Genomic DNA, 17576 nt, shown 5'->3' with positions numbered 1-17576 from the left:
ATGAAGAAGGCGCCCGTCGAACGGCTGCGGACCATCTGCTTGGCGCTGCCGGAGGCCACCGAAAAAGAGGCGTGGGGCGATCCCACGTGGCGTGTGCGCGATCGCATCTTCGTCATGCAAAAAGGCAATTATGACGGGGGCCGTCCTTCGGCGTGGTTCAAGGCCACGGACGGCGCCCAGCGCATGCTGGTCGAGATGAAACCGGACACCTTTTTCGTCCCACCCTACGTGGGCCACAAAGGGTGGGTGGGCGTTTACCTCGATGGTAAGAAAATCGATTGGAAAGAGGTCGAGGCGCTCGTCGAAGAGGCCTATCGCCTCATCGCGCCAAAACGGCTCGTCGCGAAACTTTAGTACAGGGCCGGCGCGGGGGCGGCCTCCAACTGCACGATGCGCGACATGGTGGGGCTGGTGGCGGCGTCGAACAAGTCGTCTCGCAGCTTCGACAATTTGGAAAGAAGCGTGGTGAGAACGCGCCAGAGATCTTCGGTGATCTCCTCGACGCCGAGCTCGAAGGCGGTAGCCTCCGCGTCGAGCTTCTGCCATTCGACCCACTCTTCCATGCCACCGGCGTTCAGGCGCTCCCGGATGTCGTCACGCAACGCCTGCATGCGCAGGAAGCCTTCACCGATTCTCGTTTGCAACTCGATCAAGCTCACGGACATTGGGCTATCTCCTTCAATCGCCTCCCCCATGCGTTGGATGATTCGCACAATCTGGACCGCTGCCAGCTGAGCCCGTAATGCTGCGAAATTCTCGACGCATCATGGATGAGTACGCATGCAGTGCGTCGCAAAGACGGCAAATTTTGCCTCAGTGTGCGCGCGGGTTTCGCGCTAGCCAGCTTCGTCCGATGGGCGAGGCGGGTCGCCGCCAAGGTAGGCCGCGTGGACCCGCGGATCTTTGGACAAATCCGCGGCGGACCCATGCAGGGTGATCTCGCCGGCCACGAGGACGTAGGCGCGATCGGCCAGGCGCAGGGCGAGGCGCGCGCTCTGTTCGACGAGCAACACGGTGGTGCCGCGGTCGCGGATGTCGCGCACGACGCTCATCATTTGCTTGGCCACGATGGGGGCGAGGCCCATCGTCGGCTCGTCGAGCGCGAGGAGTTTCGGCTGGTTCATGAGGGCGCGGGCAATGGCCAGCATCTGTTGCTCGCCGCCGGACATGAGGCCGGCGAGTTGCTCTTGCCGTTCGCCGAGGCGCGGAAAAAGCTTGTACATGGCCTCGCGCCGCTCTTCGACGGTCGCGCGGTGGCGGCGATCGAGGTAGCCGCCGAGGAGCAGGTTTTCTGCGACGGTGAGCCCCGAGAAGATGCGGCGGCCCTCGGGCACGTGGCCCAGGCCGCGCGCAACGATGTCGTGGGCCTTGGCGCGCGTGATGTCCGCCCCATCGAAGCGCACGGTGCCGGAGAAGGGGCGGTGCAAGCCGGTGATGGTGCGCAGCGTGGTGCTCTTGCCCGCGCCGTTGCTGCCGAGAAGCGCAACGATTTCGCCGGCGCGTACATCGAACGAAACGCCGCGCACGGCATCCGTCTGGCCATAGCGGCTGCCCAGGCCGTTCACTTCGAGGAGTGCGTTCATGAAGGCACCGCCTCGTCCTCGTCGGCACCGAGGTAGGCTTCGACCACGCGCGGATCGCGCTGGACGTCGGCGGGCAACCCGTGGGCGATGGTGCGACCGTACTCCAACACGGTGACCCGATCGGAGGCCGACATGACCAGGGCCATGTCGTGCTCGATGAGGACGACGGCCACACCGAGGGTGCGGATGCGCGTGATGAGGTCCATGAGCGCTTGCTTTTCCCCGGGGCTGGCCCCGGCGGCAGGCTCGTCGAGCAGGACCACGAAGGGCCCACTGGCAAGGGCGCGCGCAATTTCGACGCGGCGTCGCTCGCCGTACGACAAGGTGCCCGCGGTACGGTCCGCGAGGGGGCGCAGGCCGACGAAGTCGAGACACCAACGCACCACCGCGAGCTCCGCGGGGCGCGGCCCGAGCAGGGCGCCCTCGCCAAAGCCGACCAAGGCCGGATGCCGCGCGAAGCCGCCGAGCAATACATTTTCCGCGACGGTCATTTCGTCGAAGAGGCGAATGCCTTGAAAGGTGCGGGCCATCCCCTCTTCGACCACGCGGTGTGGGGGCAGGCCGGTGAGGGCTTTCCCGTGCAACGTCACCTGGCCGCGCGTGGGCGGGACGATGCCGGTGATGCAGTTGAACGTGGTGGTTTTGCCCGCGCCGTTGGGCCCGATCAGGGCAACGATCTCGCCCGCCTTCAAGGTGAGGTCGAAGTTGTCTACCGCGGTGACGCCACCGAACTGCCGCGTGATGCCGCGGACGTCGAGCAGCGGGTCGGTGCCGGCAACGCGCACGGGGGACGCGGTGTCTTTGCTTCGTTCCGGGTCCATGTGGCGAAAGCGCGCGGGCCACAGGCCGCGGGGCCGCACCAGCACGACACCGACCAGGAGCACGGCGAAGACGAGGTTGCGGTAGTCCTGCACCGAGCGAAGCACCTCGGGCAGCGCGACGACGAGCACCGCGCCCAACATGGCCCCGGGCAGGCTTCCCATGCCGCCGATGACGGCGATGAGCAGGATGAAGAGCGAGGTCAGAAAGGTGAAATTCGAAGGGTCGACCGTGCCGAGCTGCGCCGCCGAGAGCGGCCCGGCGATGGAACCAATGCCGGCGGCCATGACGTAGGCGAGCATCTTCGCCCGCACGGTGCGCACGCCCACGGCCTCGGCAGCGTTCTCGTCTTGGCGAATCGCGCGCCAGGCGTAGGCGAGCCGCGATCGCCCGAGGAACAGGCTCAGTGCGAGCACCGCGGCGAAGAAGGCGAGCACCAGGTAGAAGAACTCCTCGGGCCCGCGCAGCTCGTGGGAAAAGACGCTCACGAGCGGCACGCCGGTCAGGCCATTGGGGCCTCCGGTGATGTCCAAGTTGGTGACGGTGATGCGCGTGATTTCGCCGAAGCCCAAGGTCACGATGGCGAGGTAATCGCTGCGCAGACGCAACGTGGGGTATCCGATGATGGCGCCCGCGCCCGCGGCCACCACGACGGAGACGGGCAACGTGCCCCAGAAGCCCCACCCGCACTTCAACATGAGCAGCGCGGACGTGTACGCGCCAATGGCATAAAACGCGGCAAAGCCCAAATCGAGCAGGCCGGCGTATCCGACTACGACGTTGATGCCCAATCCGAGAATGCCGTAAATGAGGATGGTGGCAAAAACGGTGACGGCGTAATCCGATAAGAATTGAACCGAAATGCCGGCCGCCACCAAGAGGGCTGCCCAAACGAGCGCCTGCCGTCGCAGATCTTTCATCTAGACGCGCTCCGCGACGCGTTCCCCGAAGAGGCCGTGCGGCCGCAGCACCAAGGCACCGATGAGCACCCCGAAGATGATGACGTCCGCCCACCGCGAGGAGACATAGCCCGCGGCAAACGACTGCACGAGGCCGATGAGGATGCCGGCCACGGCGGCGCCCACCATGTTGCCGATGCCGCCGAGCACCGCGGCGGTGAAGGCGCGCAGGCCGACCAAGAAGCCCACGGCGAAGTTGATCTGCGTGTAGTAAAGGCCATACATGACGCCCGCCGTGCCGGCGAGGACGGAGCCGATGAAGAAGGTGGTCAGCACTACGCGCTCAACGTCGATGCCCATGAGGCGCGCGGCGTCGGAGTCCATGGCCAGGGCGCGCATGGCGGTGCCGCGCACGGTGCGGGTGATGAAGGCCCAGAGGCCAAACATCAAGCCGAGGGCCAGCACGATGAGCACCACCTGGCTGTAGCTGATACGGACCGGTCCGGAGAGCAGCATGGTCTGCGGGAGCACGTGCGGGTACGAGCGAAAGCCGGCGTGGGTGAGGAGCTTGACGCCTTCCTCGAGCGCGAACGAGACGCCGATGGCGCCGATGAGCAGCGAGATCTTCGGCGCGCGCAAGAGCGGCGCGTAGGCCACGCGCATGATGCCGACACCGAGCACGCCGGAGACGAGCGATCCCGCGAGCACGGCGCCGACGATGGCCAAGGCGGTCATGGGACCGGACGTGGAGGCACCGGTGAGCACGGCGAGGCCGGCGAAGGAGCCGACCATGAAGACGTCGCCGTGGGCGAAGTTGATCAGCCGGAGCACGCCGTACACCATCGAGTACCCCAGGGCGATGAGCGCCAGAAAGGTACCGATGGTGAGGCCGTTGACGAGGTACTGCAGAAAATCGGTCACGGTTTGTACGCCGTGTACTTGCCGGCCTGCACCGTGACGGCGATGAAGGTCAGGGTCTTGCGGTCGCCCTTTTCGTCGAAGGCGATGGATCCCGTAATCCCCTGTTGCTCTTCGAGGCCGTGCAAGGTCTTGATGAGATCCGTCGTGCCGCCCTTCTCGATGGCCTTGGCCAGCACCTTGATGGCATCGTACTCGTAGGCCGAGAACGGTCCCGGCTCGCTGCCGTTGTTCAACGCTTTGTAGCGTCGCACGAAGTCGGCCGCGGCGGGGAGCGTGGTGGGAAGCGGCGCGGTGGTGGCGATGAAGCCTTCCGCAGTATCGCCCGCCGTGCGCAGCGCGCTAGCGTCGGTGGTGGCGTCGCCGCCCACCATTTGGAAGGTCAGCCCGAGTTGCTTTCGCTGCTTGAGCAACAACCCTGCTTCGGCGAAGTAGCCCGTGAAGTAGAGGACGTCCGGCTTCAGGCCGGCAATCTTGGTGAGCACCGGTGTGTAGTCGGATTGGCCGGCGGTGAGGGCATCCAGGTAGGCAACTTCTGCTTGCCCATTTTTCTTGATGGAGGCGTTGGCGGCCTCCGCGAGGCCCTTCGCGTACGTGGTGTTGTCGTGCAGGATGGCCACGCGCTTGGCGTGGAGCGTGTCGACGATGAACTTGGCGGCGAACTCGCCCTGCCGATCGTCACGGCCGCAGGTGCGGAACACTTTGCCCTGGCCGTCGTCGGTCAGCACCGGGTTGGTCGACGCGTCGAGCACGAACGGTACGTTGGCGCGCCCGAAGATGGGGGCCGCAGGAACGGCCGCGCCGGAGCAGTAGCCTCCAGCGGCCGCGACAACACCGGAGTTGACCAATTTCTGGGCGGCCTGTGCGGATTGCTGCGGAGTGCATGCGTCATCCGCCTCCACGATTTCGATCTTGCGTCCTTTGATGCCGCCCGCCTCGTTGATCTCGGCCGCGGCGGTCTTGGCGGCGGCGAGGATGTCCTGTCCGGCCGATGCACTATCGCCGGAAAGTGGCACCGGCACGCCAATCTTGATGGCCCCTCCCTCGTCGCCACCGCTCTTTTTACAGGCGGAAACCGACACGGCCAACAGTGCGACAACACAGTGCGCAACGAGCATTCGACGTGACCACGAAGCCATAACGTCCTCCCGTGAGCAGGGGTAGCAAACGCGCGATCGTACCTTGTGCGTGGTACGCATGGCCAGTCTTTCTTCGAAGCTCGCGTGGATGAAGCTGGAGCTCTGGGAGCGGAAGTACGAAATCGAGTCGCTCCGTTACCCTGAGCGGCCGCACCTTTCGTGAAAGGGCTATAGGGTTTTAGCCATACAAACGCTGGTAAGCGGTGAATGGATGTACTCGCCGAAGAGCGGAATGCGGGAATAGCCCGCGCGTTCGTACAAGGAGAGTGCTTCCTTTTGCCGCGTGCCCGTCTCGAGAAGCATGCGCTTTACGCCGATGCCCGCGGCGTGCTCTTCGAGGGTGTGCAAGATGTGCCTCGAGATGCCGAGGGCGCGCCAGCGTGGGACGACGAACATGCGCTTCAATTCGGCGGTGCCGTCGTCGAAGGCGCGCACGGCGCCGCAGCCGGCAGGTTCGTCCTCGACGTACGCGATGACGTAGGCGCCCCGCGCGCCGGTAACTTGGGCCGGGTCCAAGTGGAAATGGTTCGCCCCCGGCTCGGAGTACATCGACGCGAGCTCGTGGTTGAGGGCGCGGATGAGCGTCGCCGCCTCGTCGGAGGTGAGGTCGGCGCGTCGGACCGAGAGACCCGTGCGCTCGACACGCAACCGCTGCAGCTTGGGCCATACGTCGGCGACGGGACGAATGGGTTCCGGCGGGTGATACACGGGCTGCAGGTGCATGTCCCAATAGCCGACGTCGTGCCAGCGATCGAATTTCCAACCGGCGCGGTGGTACGTGCCGCAGCGGACGAAGCCCATGGACTCGTGCAGGCGCTCGCTCGCGGGGTTGGGCGGGGTGATGCCCGCAAGGAGAGTGACGTAGCCCTGTGCACGGAGGCAGGGAATCAAGGCGCCATACAGCGCGCGGCCGATGCCGCGGCGGTGCGCGTCGGGGTCGACGTAGACGGAAACCTCGGCCGTCCAGCGGTAGGCGCCGCGGGCGCGGTGCATCGATGCCTTGGCAAAACCGAGGAGGCGGTTTTCGTCTCGCGCCACGATCCAGGGATACTTCTCGTGCGATTGCGCGAAGCTCGCCGCCCAATCCGCAAGAGGCTCCGGTTCCGTGGCAAAGTTGGCCGGGGTGTTCACCGCCGCCCAATTGGCCAATGCGAGAATCGCCGGTACGTCGTCCGAGGTGGCGCGCTCGAGGATCATGTGCAAACCTCCGCGATGCGTCGATACGACTCGAGCCGATCCTCGAAGCGCTCCGCGATGGTCACCAATGTCAATTCTCGCACGAGGCCATTCGCGGTAAGCGCGTGCAGCCGCGAGGCGACCTGCGCCGGATTGCCCACGACGACGGCCTGGCGGCGCGCCTCGAGCGCTTGCAACTCGTGTTCACTGCAACTGCCATAGCCGCTTTTGGCTGCGGCCATGGCCTCATCGACCGTTGGAAATGGAATGTTGTTCATTCTCAACAAGCTTTGGACGAACCAAGCCTCCGTGGAGGACGCGAGCTCGAAGGCATGCTCCTCCGTCTCGGCGCATAAGACGAATAGCGCCACATTGATGTAAGGTTCCTTCAGCCATTTGGAAGGGACGAATTCGGATTTATAAACGGCCAATGTTTCATCCATGTTGCGAGATGGAATGAAGGCCCCGAACGCGTAAGGCAGTCCACGCACTGCGGCAAAGCGCGCGCTCTCCGGCGACGTGCCCAAGATCCACGGTTGCGGCGGCGACGGCACGTGCGGAACGGCGTCCACGCGCTCGTGCACCCCGTCGGCCAAGTAGCCGAGTAGCGCATCGACACGCTCGGCGAAGTCGGGTACCGACGAACGGCGTCCGCGGCCCTCCTGCGCCGTGAGCGCCAGCGCCGCACGCGGTGCAGCACCGGTGGTGCGACCGATGCCCAAATCGATCCGGCCGGGGAACATGGCCTCGAGCGCGTGAAACTGCTCGACCACTTTCAGCGCGCTGTAATACCGAAGAAGGACGCCACCCGCGCCCACGCGCAGCCGCGATGTCGCGGATGCAACGCGCGCGGTCATGATCTCCGGTGCTGCCGAGGCGAATGCGTGGGCACCGTGGTGCTCGGACACCCAGAAGCGACGGTACCCGAGTCGCTCCACCTCACAGGCGAGGCGCACGGTATCTCGAATCGCCTCGACGGGCGATTGTCCGGCAAAGACAGGCGACTGGTCCAACACGTTCAGAACGAGGCTCACACCGTTCTTTGTAATCGACTCAGAACGTCACCGCCTGCCCCGGCGTGAGAAATCGGACGCGCGGATCGCCCTCGAAGGTGGCGCGCACCTCGGCTTCGTCGGACAACTCCGGAAAGGTCCCGAAGTGCATGGGCACGATGATCTTCGGGTGAAAGTACTTTTTGACGGCCAGAGCCGCGGTTTTCGGATCGAGCCCCCAGCGCGCACCGCCGGCCTCGAGCAGTACGATGTCCGGGTGGTAAAGCTCCTCGATGAGGGCCATGTCACCGAAGAGCCATGTGTCGCCCGTGTGGTACATCGAGCGGCCGTCGGCGAAGGTGAGGACGTAGCCGAGTGGGCGACCGCCTGGCTCGCTCGAGTGCATCGCCGGCACGGCGTGCACCGTGACGTCGCCGAGCTGGGTCGGCCCGCCCACGTTTACGATGTGCTGCTGCGCCTCGGGGATCTCGAGCGCGCGAACCTGCTCGCCGGTGCCCACGACCTTCGCCCCGCTGGCCTCCGCCAGCGCCGCCACGTCCTGCGCGTGGTCGCCGTGAGCGTGGGTCACCAAGATGGCCATCGGCCGCGCCTCGCGCGAGTAGCGCGCGATGTTCTTCCACTCCGCGGGGGTTTTCGGGTTGTCCTTCACCCATGGGTCGACGAGCAATCTCGTCCCGCCGGGCGAGATGATTTCGAAGCCCGCGTGCCCGAGCCAGGTAACTCGAATCGGCGTCGGCTCGCGGCCCCGCGTGCAGCCCAACATCGATACCGCGCAGAAAATCAGCCATGAACGTCGCATCGTTCGGCTCATCTAGCGCCCGCGGTGGCGGGTTATCTTGGGCGTTGTTGCGGTCTGCGTGGAAATCTTAGTCGTCGGTCTCTTCGGGAATCGGGATGGTGAGTCCTCGCTTGACCACGCTGAGTGCGACGTTCGTCGTGAAGCGACGCACGTGGGGGTTTTCTTGAACCATTCGCGCCATGAGTGCGTCGTACGTTTCGGTGTCGTGCGCGGCGATGATGAGAACGAAGTCGGCCTCGCCCGTGACGTAGAAGGCCTGCTGGACGTGTTCTTGCGCGGCAAGCCATTCGCGAAGCTGGGCCAACAACTCGGGCCGCTCGCGCTCGACTTGTACGGAGACGACGAAGAAGGTCGGGCGGCCCGCCTTCTTCGGGTCGAGCACCGCACAGTCGCGAACGATGACACCTTCTTCGCGCAGGCGGCGCAAGCGGCGCTGGATCGCGGACGGCGAGAGGCCAACCTTTTCGGCCAGGCGCTCGGCCGTTTGGGTCGCGTCCTCTTGAACGAGGTTCAGTAGCTGGCGATCGAATCGATCCAATTTCATGACGGGAGCTTCGTAGGTTGTCCGATGCGCAGAAAAAAGGCGCACCGACGGACCAGATTGCGGCCAAAACGCGCGGGGGCGTTCCTAACCTTCGGGGTGGCCATGAAACTGCTCTATCAAACGCATTCGCCCTATGCCCGCAAAGCCCTGGTGTTCGCGCACGAAGTCGGCATCGCGCACCGTCTCGAGGTCGAGCACCAAGAGACGAGCCCGACACGCCGCAACGAGGATGTTTTCGCCGAAAATCCCTTGGGGAAGGTGCCCGTTCTCCTTCGGCCCGGGTTGCCGGCCATCTTCGATTCCGACGTCATTTGCGCCTATTTCGACACGCTTCATGACGGACGACGGTTGATCCCCTCGGAGGGCGAAGCGCGATGGCACGCGTTGCGCGTCCAGGCGGTGGCTCAGGGAATGGCCGCGGCCGGTATCGCGGTTCGGTGGGAGACGGTCCGGCGGCCGGAGGAACTGCGGTATGCACCGCTGCGCGATGGCAACGTGGAGAAGTTGATCGCGAGTTACGATTGGCTGGAGCGCGAGCTGGATTTCGAGGCGCCGGTGCACGTCGGTCACGTCGCGGTGGCGACGGCGCTCAGCTGGCTCGAGTTTCGTGGGTTGCCCGATTTTCGCGCAAAGCGGCCGCGGTTGGCTGCGTGGCTCGACGGGTTCTCGGGGCGCGCGTCGATGCAGGCGACGCCGTTGGCCGGTGAGACCCACGATTAGGAGGTTCACTGCCCCGCGCAAGCCGAGCGGGAGCTCCACCCGCGCGCGCGGCGCGCAGCGGCGTGGGGCGCGGCGGCGGGACGGGCGGGGCGGGGCGGGGCACAAACGGGTGCGTGATCGCGCGCTCCGCGCAATCTCAGACGTCCTTCTTCTGGCCTTCTCTTTGCCAGACAAAATGAGGGTAGGAAAAGTTCCGGTGGATACGAGCAGTTTTTGCGCTGCATACCCCAACGAGGAATTCGGCCACCGGTCCGCGCCCACAGCGCTTCCCGTCACCGGCCACGTGTTGTTCCCGATAGCTGGACGCCGTTGGGCGTTGGTTCCCTGCCTTCTCGGGCACGCGGACGGCTGTTACCTCCCACTCATACCTTGCGGTAACCCATCATCCTGATCTGCGACCTTGCGGGCGCGGGGTCCGGAGCTCCGCGCACCAAGGTCTGACCCGACGCATTGCCAATCTCGCGCCATCTCCTGTTCAGCGAGAAATGCGCCCTTCCCCACAGCACCGCCCTGTCCCGGACGAATTTGGGCCGTCCCAGGACACCCCGCGACGTGATGACCAGCGTTTCCCGCCGCGCGACGCGCATGCGGGGTTAGACGCGCGCGACGCGCACGCGGGGTTAGACCGCGCGACGCGCATGCGGGGTTAGCGCGGGCGCCCAGCCCCGAGGCCCCGCGCAACCCGCGCAACCCGCGCGTAGCGCGCGGGGGTCGTTCCCGTGATGCGCTTGAAATGCCGGTGCAGCTGGCTCTGATCGTAGAGCCCCACGTCCGTCGCCACCTGTGCGGCGGGCACCCCGGCCTCCAGCAGCAGCCGCGCCTGCGCCACCCGCAAGTGCGTCACATATTCGTACGGCGCCAGCCCGTACTCCTCTCGGAACAACCGCAGCACGTGGTACTTGCTCCGCCCCGCCGCCGCGGCCATCGCCGAAAGGCAAACCTCGCCGCGCCAGTTTGCGTGCAGGTACTCGCGTACTCGACGCGCCACCTTCGCCTCGGCCGGCACCCGCTCCCCGCGCGACTCGCCGTAATCCTCCCAGAGCGCCGCCAAGGTCTCCACCAGCAGCGACTCCTGCGCGAGCCGCGAGCCCGCCGCCAGCGCATCGTGCAGCCGCGACGCCAAAGCCTCCACCCGGCCCCCGCCGCGCGTCACCGCCACGGAAAAATGCGGCACCGTCGCGCGCCCGCATGCCTCCGCCACACGGTCCACATCGGCGGGCGCCACGGTCATACCGGCCGCCGTCACCGGAGCGTGCACCCGCACGTCGCGGTGCACCTCGCCGGGCTCCTTCAATTTGAGGAGCCCGACGGAGTGCGTCGCGATCCGGCGGCGGTACCAAAAGTCGAACGCGCCCGCGAACACCAAGGTAAGCCCGTAGCGTGTCGCGTGCCCCGTCCAGAGACGCGTATCGTTCTCGACCCGCGTCATCTCCACGGCCATGGCCGCGTCAGTTTACCACGGTCTTGCACCCCAGGATGACCCGCAGGTTCGCCTCCCGCGCCGAGCTCACCGCCTGGCACGATTCACCGTGCAACAGCACCCGCGTCGGGTTCTGCGCGTCGTCGTACGTCCAGCCATTCGCAGCATCTTGCACAATCAAATGCTCGCCCGCCGCGTCGGTCCAGGCCACGTTCACCCGCGCCGGGTCCATGTTCGCCGACGTGTCCAGCTTGTAGTCGCACCCCAGGGAAATCTGAATGCGCTTCAACGCTGCCACGAACTCCTGCGTCAGCTGCGGCACGCTTTTCCCACCACCCGGGGTGATCTGAAAGTGGCACAACTTCGCCGCGTCGCTCGTCTCCGGATCGCAGCCGACCGATGCCCGCGTACCGCCCGCAACGGCGAGCTCGGACAAGAAACGGGGCGCGTACACGTGCGTCTCGTCGGGCGTCGGGAAGGGACCGATGCCCACGGAGAACGTATCGATGGGTCCCCCGGCGTTGCTCGCGAGCCGCTGGTGCGTCGCTTCGTCGGTGCACTTCGTTTGCTCGCTGAAAAGCCCACGCGGCACACCGTCGGTCACCAGCACGACGACCTTGTGTCCGCCCGCGCGGAGCGGAGGCTTCGGCACGAACGGCTTCAGCATGCGGTAGCCGCCGTAGAGCGCTTCGTACGTCGGCGTACCGGCCGAGTACGACGTCCCATCGATGCGCGCGCGCAGGGCCTTGTGCTGCGCGCTGTCCACGAACGCTGGCTCCACGTCGGCGGCCGTCGGATACGGACCTTGTCCCTTCGTCGAGTCCTTCGCGTCCGAGAAAATGAGCAGCCCCACGCCCACCTCGGGATCGGCGTTCGCGTAGTACTCATCGAAAATCGCATCGAGCGCCGCGACCGCGGCCTTCCACTTGCCGTCGTCGCCCATACTGCCCGACCCATCGAGCACGATCTCGAGGTAGGTCGCCTCGCGCTTGGCCTCCCCCGTCGCCGTCGCGCAGCTCGTGTCCTGCACGCCGCCGCCATCGTTGGAGCCGCCGCCACCAAAACCGCCGCCGGACCCCGGCCCTTTGTCGGGCTCGAAGCCGTCGCCTCCACCCCCGCCCGTGCCCGGGTCAGGGACGTTCGTGCTTTCCGACGCGGGCGAGCTGCTGCCGCACGCCGGAGCGAAGATCATGGCCACCACGCATGCGCCCGCGTAAAAGCGCGCAACCGAAGAGCGCCTCTTCATGGATTTTGTGCCTCCTAACGGTCTCGAGTCTTCAACAAACCGAAGAGCCCCCCCGAGACAAGCACCGATGATGCACGCAGATTTTGCGCGCTCAAGCTGAGCAGATCATTCTCGTGGGATTCCCGCCGCTTGTGTGCGGACCCCGCCGTGAATGTGGCTGATATATGGTCACATAGTGTCACTAGGCTGAGCTCTACCAGAGCCGCCGTGACAAACTTTGATGCACCTCAACGGCGCCATGTTTGCAGTCGCGTGCGCGGAGGATTATGGGTACGCGTCCGATGTTTGCGTGGGCCCTCAAGAAAATCCTCGGAACCTCCCATGAGCGCGAAGTTAAAAAGCTACGACCCCGCGTCGAAGCCATCAACGCGCTCGAGCCGGCCATCAAGAAGCTGAGCGATGCCGAGTTGCGCGCCAAGACTGTCGAGTTCAAGGAAAAACTCGATAATGGCGCCACCCTCGATGACATCCTCCATGAGGCCTTCGCTGTCGCGCGTGAGGCCGGCTGGCGTGCCCTCAAGATGCGGCACTTCGACGTGCAGCTCATTGGAGGCATGGTCCTGCACAAGGGATCCATCGCCGAAATGCGCACGGGCGAGGGCAAAACGCTCGTCGCCACGCTCCCCTGCTACCTGAATGCGCTCGAAGGGCGCGGCGTGCACGTCGTCACGGTCAACGACTACTTGGCCAAGCGCGACTCGGAGTGGATGGGGCGGCTCTATGGCTTCCTCGGCCTCAGCACCGGCGTCGTGGTCAACTCGCAGTCGGACAGCGACAAGAAGCGCGCGTACCGTAGCGACATCACCTACGGCCAGAACAACGAGTTCGGCTTCGACTACCTGCGCGACAACATGAAGTTCAGCGCGCTGGAATACGCGCAGCGCGAGCTCAACTTCGCCATCGTCGACGAGGTCGACTCGATCCTCATCGACGAGGCGCGCACGCCGCTCATCATCAGCGGTCAGCAAGAAGCCTCGAGCGGGAAGTACCGCACCATCAACGAGGTGATCCCGCGCCTGCGCAAGGACGAGCATTACCTCGTTGACGAGAAGCAGCACAGCGTGACCATGACCGACGAAGGCGTCGAGCAAGCCCAAAAGTTGATGGGCATCTCGAACCTGTACGACCCGGTCAACCTGGAGTCGCTGCACATTCTGAATCAGTGCTTGCGCGCCCACGCGCTCTACAAGCGCGACGTGAACTACCTCGTGGCCGACGACGGCAAGGTGCTCATCATCGACGAGTTCACCGGCCGCGTGCTCCCGGGCCGCCGCTGGTCGGACGGTCTGCACCAAGCCGTCGAAGCCAAAGAGAACGTGCGGATCCAGGAAGAGACCCGCACCATGGCCACCATCACGTTCCAGAACTTGTTCCGCCTCTACAAGAAGCTCGGCGGCATGACCGGAACGGCCGACACCGAAGCGGGCGAGTTCCACTCCACGTACAAGCTCGGGGTCATCCAGATCCCCACGAACAAGCCGGTCAGCCGCGTCGACAGCGAAGACCTGGTCTACAAAACGGAGCGCGAGAAGTTCACCGCCGTCGCCGGTGAAATCGAAGAGCTCTATGCGCAGGGCCAGCCGGTGCTCGTCGGCACGACCAGCGTCGAGAAGAGCAACGCCATCGCGGCCATCTTGAAGAAGAAGAAGATTCCGCACGCCGTCCTCAACGCCAAGCAGCACGAGAAGGAGGCGTACGTCGTCGCGCAGGCCGGACGCAAAGGCGCCATCACGGTCTCCACGAACATGGCCGGTCGCGGCACGGACATCATCTTGGGCGGAAACCCGGAGATGCTGGCGAAGCTCGATTTCAAGGAGCAGGGGCGCGATCCCGAGGCCGAGCCGGAGGAGTTCGCAAAGCTCGTCGCCAAGCTCGAAATCTCGTGCAAGCAAGAGGGTGACGAGGTGCGCGAGGCCGGCGGCCTGCACATCCTCGGCACCGAGCGCCACGAGTCACGCCGCATCGACAACCAGCTCCGCGGACGCGCAGGGCGCCAGGGCGATCCCGGTTCGAGCCGGTTCTACCTGTCGCTCGAAGACGACTTGATGCGCATTTTCGGCGGCGAGCGGGTGAAGGCCCTGATGGAGCGCATGGGCATGCCCGACGACGAACCCATCGAGCACCCGTGGGTGAGCAAGTCGATCAGCGATGCGCAGTCGAAGGTCGAGGGACGCAACTTCGACATTCGTAAGAACCTGCTCGAATACGACGACGTCATGAGCGAGCAGCGCAAGACGGTCTACAAGGTCCGCCAGCAGCTGCTCATCGGCCGCTACACGCCGGAAATGGTGGACGACGACGGCAAGCCCACGGGCAAGCTGCGCGCGATCGACCCGCTCGATCGCCTGCGCGACGACGTCAAAGATGCCATCCGCGACATGGTTCTCCATTACGGAACCTCGGTGGCGCCCGACGGAGGCGGCAAACCCGCGTCCGTGGAGGCGGTCAAAGAGCTCTACGAGATGGGGAGTCTCCAGGAAGATATTTACAATTACTGGGGATACAAACTCGAATACCGCGAGAACGACGCCAAGAAGCCGCAGAAGATCTACGAGCGGCTCATGGACGAGATCCCGCGCAGCCTCACCGAGCAACGCGAGCGCCTTCTCGATTTGGTCGACAGCATCATCGCGGCGATCCTCGAGGAGAGTTGCCCCGGCAACGTCCCGCCGGAAGACTGGAAGTGGGACGACATCGGCGAGGGCTTCCGCGATCACTTCGGCATCAAGCCGAAGGACTACGTGCACGTCACCGACCTGGAGGAGCTCGCGCACCGGCTGTACGACCAGGCCGAGGCCGTGCTTCAGCAGAAGGAAAAAGACCTCGGCACCGAGCTCCTGCTCAAGTTGTTCCGTCACTTCTACCTGACGGAAATCGACCGCGCGTGGGTCGAGCACCTCACGAACATGGAGCACTTGCGCGACGGCATCGGTCTGCGCGGCTACGGCCAGCGCGATCCGAAGCAGGAGTACAAGAAAGAGGGCTACACGATCTTCGTCACGATGATGGCGGAGATCAGCTCCAATGTGGCGACGAACCTGTTCAAGGCGCAGGTCCGCCGCGAGGCCGACGTCGAGCAGATGCAGCACGAAGAGGCCGAGCGCCACGAGGCGCAACTGCGCGCCGCCCAAGCGCGTCACGGCTCCGAGCTCGATCCGGGCGCGGATCAGGATGAGGCCCCGCAGCAGCGCCAGCCCATGCGCAGGCCGCAGCAGCAGGCCCGCATCGTCCAGCCCGCGCAGCGCGCGACCCCGAAGATCGGGCGCAACGACCCCTGCCCCTGCGGCAGCGGGCAGAAGTTCAAGAAGTGCCACGGCGCCGCCCTCGAGGAAGAGGGCGCGGATCAGGACGACGCCAACGCCTGACGCCCCATCCGGATGAAAAGAGGCGGGAACGACGTTCCCGCCTTTTTCTTGGGCAGAACGATGCAATTATGCATCGATGTCATGAAATCATGCCAGTGGCGATGCATCCGTGCACGGCGCATCATCTAGGCATGTCCGAGCAAACGATGCGTGTGTTGACGATGGTGGCGCTCCTCGGGTCCGCGCTGGTGGCCGGGGTGTTCTTCGCGTTCTCGACCTTCGTGATGAAGGGCCTCGGGTACCTGCCCGCCGCACGCGGTGCCGAGGCGATGAACGCGATCAATGTGGCAGCCCCCACGGCGGGGCTGATGGTGGCGATGTTCGGCACGGCGCTCGTGTGCCTCGTGCTGGGCACTGCGTCGTTCGTCCGCTTGGGTGACGACGGCGCGGCCTACCGCGTCCTCGGGTGCGCCCTGTACATGGTGACCATCCTGGTCACGATTTTTTACCATGTGCCCCGCAACGACGCGCTGGCCGCCCTGGATCCGGCGAGCGCCGAGGGCATGGCCTATTGGAAGGAGTACCTGGTCCAGTGGACGACGTGGAACCACGTGCGGACGGTCGCACCGCTCGGCGCGGCGGCGCTCTTGGCCATCGCGCTGCGCAAAGCAGGATAATCGCAACGTATTTTGAAGCCGTGCCGATCGGCGATAGACTCCCCTCCCATGACGAGCGTAAGGCGTTTCGTGTTGGTCGCGGCCATCTCGGGCTTGGCGGCGTTGGGCGCCGGCACACTGACCGCGTGCGAAGGCGGCAGCGGGCCGAATACGGCCAAGATCACGCCGGGCGAAATGCCCGCCGGCGAATCGTGGACCGGGGTCTACTTCCATCCGGTCTTCGGCTACCTCCACCTGGTCGAGACCGACTCGTCCGTGGTCGGGCGTTGGAAGCGCACCGACCAGAGCAAGTGGGGCGAGATGTCCGGAACCAAATCGGGCAACGTTCTGCACTTCACCTGGAAGGAGCACACGTACGGGATGGTTGGCCCCTCGGCGCAAGCCAAGGGCCGCGGGGTGTTCGTCTACAAGATGAACTCGGACAACACGCCCACCCTGCAAGGCCAGTACGGCAACGACGACAACGAGACCGGCAGCCAGTGGGACAACGTGAAGCAAGCGCGCATGCAGCCGGATTTGAAATCCATCGGCGGAACGGCCCCGGAAGAAGCCGTGCGCCCCGGTGGGCTGGAGTGACAAGCGTGACAGGAGTGACACCATGAGCACGGGAGCCATCACCATCGTCACCGGCGGCGCAGGCGCGCTGGGTTCGGCCATCGTTCGGCAGCAGGCGCGGCGCGGCGAACGTGTCGTCGTGCTGGATCGCACCGAGGCGAAAGAGCGCGTGCATGCACTGGAGAAGGAGCTCGCCCCGCGCGTGCTCGGCCTCGTGACCGACGTCGCCCTGGACAGCGATTGGCATGCCACGCTGGAACACGTGAAGGCGAAGTTCGGCGACCCCACGGGCGCCGTGCTCACCGCCGGCGGGTGGACCGGCGGCACGCCGATTCATGCCGCGAAGGACGATTCCGCGTGGCAATCGATGATGCTGGGCAACACGGAAACCGTGTACCGCGCCCTGCGCGCGCTGCTTCCCGGCATGGTGAACCGCGGGCACGGAAGCATCGTCGTCGTGGGCGCGCGGCAGGTGCTGCGGCCCGAGCTGGGCAAGGGCGCCGCCGAATACACCGCCGCGAAGGCCGCCGTGGGTGCGCTCACGCAAGCCGTGGCTGCGGAGGTCCTCTCCGCCGGCGTGCGCGTAAACGCCGTGCTGCCGAGCATCATCGACACCCCCTCGAACCGCGAAGGGATGCCCGACGCCGATCCGCGCCTCTGGGTCGCGCCCGATTCGCTGGGCGACGTCATCGCGTTTCTCCTCTCGGATGCCGCGCGGGACATCTCCGGCGCGCTCATTCCGGTCTACGGCAAAGTCTAGGGG

Annotated in this window: 17 protein-coding genes; 6 read left to right on the top strand and 11 right to left on the bottom strand. The window is 65.5% G+C overall.

Annotated elements, in window-relative coordinates; genetic code table 11:
• Positions 1-354, top strand: a complete 354-nt coding sequence (locus tag LVJ94_50105; protein ID WXB05036.1) for an MmcQ/YjbR family DNA-binding protein — start codon at positions 1-3, stop codon at positions 352-354.
• On the opposite strand, the gene LVJ94_50100 is transcribed toward LVJ94_50105, so the two are convergent.
• The 9 genes from LVJ94_50100 to LVJ94_50060 all read right to left on the bottom strand — a co-directional run bounded on the left by LVJ94_50100 (position 351) and on the right by LVJ94_50060 (position 8890).
• Positions 351-665: a hypothetical protein gene (locus LVJ94_50100; protein WXB05035.1), complete on the bottom strand. Its 315-nt coding sequence runs from the start codon at positions 663-665 to the stop codon at positions 351-353. The genes LVJ94_50105 and LVJ94_50100 overlap by 4 nt on opposite strands.
• 171 nt (positions 666-836) lie before the next feature.
• Complete coding sequence (locus tag LVJ94_50095; protein WXB05034.1) at positions 837-1583, bottom strand: ABC transporter ATP-binding protein; 747 nt, start codon at positions 1581-1583, stop codon at positions 837-839.
• Positions 1580-3322 carry a branched-chain amino acid ABC transporter ATP-binding protein/permease gene (locus LVJ94_50090; GenBank protein WXB05033.1) on the bottom strand — a complete coding sequence of 581 codons (1743 nt, stop codon included), beginning with the start codon at positions 3320-3322 and terminating at the stop codon, positions 1580-1582. The genes LVJ94_50095 and LVJ94_50090 overlap by 4 nt, the downstream gene beginning before the upstream one ends.
• The gene (locus LVJ94_50085) at positions 3323-4222 is read right to left on the bottom strand and encodes a branched-chain amino acid ABC transporter permease (protein WXB05032.1); all 900 of its coding nucleotides are present in this window, start codon (positions 4220-4222) and stop codon (positions 3323-3325) included. It abuts the gene before it with no gap.
• Positions 4219-5301: a branched-chain amino acid ABC transporter substrate-binding protein gene (locus LVJ94_50080; protein ID WXB05031.1), complete on the bottom strand. Its 1083-nt coding sequence runs from the start codon at positions 5299-5301 to the stop codon at positions 4219-4221. The genes LVJ94_50085 and LVJ94_50080 overlap by 4 nt, the downstream gene beginning before the upstream one ends.
• Positions 5302-5526: 225 nt before the next feature.
• Complete coding sequence (locus LVJ94_50075; protein WXB05030.1) at positions 5527-6555, bottom strand: GNAT family N-acetyltransferase; 1029 nt, start codon at positions 6553-6555, stop codon at positions 5527-5529.
• Entirely contained in the window at positions 6552-7568 is a 1017-nt protein-coding gene (locus LVJ94_50070; GenBank protein WXB05029.1) for an LLM class flavin-dependent oxidoreductase, read from the bottom strand. Before LVJ94_50070 ends, LVJ94_50075 begins: the two co-directional genes overlap by 4 nt.
• Positions 7569-7587: 19 nt before the next feature.
• Positions 7588-8346, bottom strand: coding sequence for a metal-dependent hydrolase (locus tag LVJ94_50065; GenBank protein WXB05028.1), 759 nt, complete (start codon positions 8344-8346; stop codon positions 7588-7590).
• Positions 8347-8413: 67 nt separating this feature from the next.
• Positions 8414-8890 (bottom strand): Lrp/AsnC family transcriptional regulator, encoded by a 477-nt coding sequence (locus LVJ94_50060; GenBank protein ID WXB05027.1) that lies wholly within the window; start codon positions 8888-8890, stop codon positions 8414-8416.
• A 102-nt stretch (positions 8891-8992) separates the two neighbouring features.
• Here LVJ94_50060 and LVJ94_50055 point away from each other — a divergent pair, with 102 nt between their 5' ends.
• Positions 8993-9610, top strand: coding sequence for a glutathione S-transferase family protein (locus LVJ94_50055; protein WXB05026.1), 618 nt, complete (start codon positions 8993-8995; stop codon positions 9608-9610).
• A 646-nt stretch (positions 9611-10256) separates the two neighbouring features.
• Here the strand turns inward: LVJ94_50055 and LVJ94_50050 are convergent.
• Together LVJ94_50050 and LVJ94_50045 are read right to left on the bottom strand one after the other, a co-directional pair.
• Positions 10257-11051 (bottom strand): AraC family transcriptional regulator, encoded by a 795-nt coding sequence (locus LVJ94_50050; protein ID WXB05025.1) that lies wholly within the window; start codon positions 11049-11051, stop codon positions 10257-10259.
• Positions 11052-11058: 7 nt separating this feature from the next.
• The gene (locus LVJ94_50045; GenBank protein WXB05024.1) at positions 11059-12276 is read right to left on the bottom strand and encodes a VWA domain-containing protein; all 1218 of its coding nucleotides are present in this window, start codon (positions 12274-12276) and stop codon (positions 11059-11061) included.
• Positions 12277-12557: 281 nt separating this feature from the next.
• Here LVJ94_50045 and secA point away from each other — a divergent pair, with 281 nt between their 5' ends.
• The 4 genes from secA (at position 12558) to LVJ94_50025 (ending at position 17573) form a co-directional block, all read left to right on the top strand.
• Positions 12558-15641: a preprotein translocase subunit SecA gene (gene secA / locus LVJ94_50040; GenBank protein WXB05023.1), complete on the top strand. Its 3084-nt coding sequence runs from the start codon at positions 12558-12560 to the stop codon at positions 15639-15641.
• A gap of 146 nt (positions 15642-15787) precedes the next feature.
• The gene (locus LVJ94_50035; GenBank protein ID WXB05022.1) at positions 15788-16258 is read left to right on the top strand and encodes a DUF1772 domain-containing protein; all 471 of its coding nucleotides are present in this window, start codon (positions 15788-15790) and stop codon (positions 16256-16258) included.
• A 48-nt stretch (positions 16259-16306) separates the two neighbouring features.
• Complete coding sequence (locus LVJ94_50030) at positions 16307-16834, top strand: hypothetical protein (protein WXB05021.1); 528 nt, start codon at positions 16307-16309, stop codon at positions 16832-16834.
• Positions 16835-16856: 22 nt separating this feature from the next.
• A complete protein-coding gene (locus LVJ94_50025) occupies positions 16857-17573 on the top strand; it encodes an SDR family oxidoreductase (GenBank protein WXB05020.1) in 717 nt (238 codons plus the stop codon).
• The last annotated feature ends 3 nt before the right edge of the window (positions 17574-17576 follow it).

This window comes from Sorangiineae bacterium MSr11367, from assembly GCA_037157805.1.
In the GTDB taxonomy this organism is placed as follows: Bacteria; Myxococcota_A; Polyangia; order Polyangiales; family Polyangiaceae; genus Pendulispora; species Pendulispora rubella.
The sequence above is the reverse complement of the archived record's forward strand: the minus strand, read 5'-3'. Positions and strand labels throughout refer to the sequence as shown.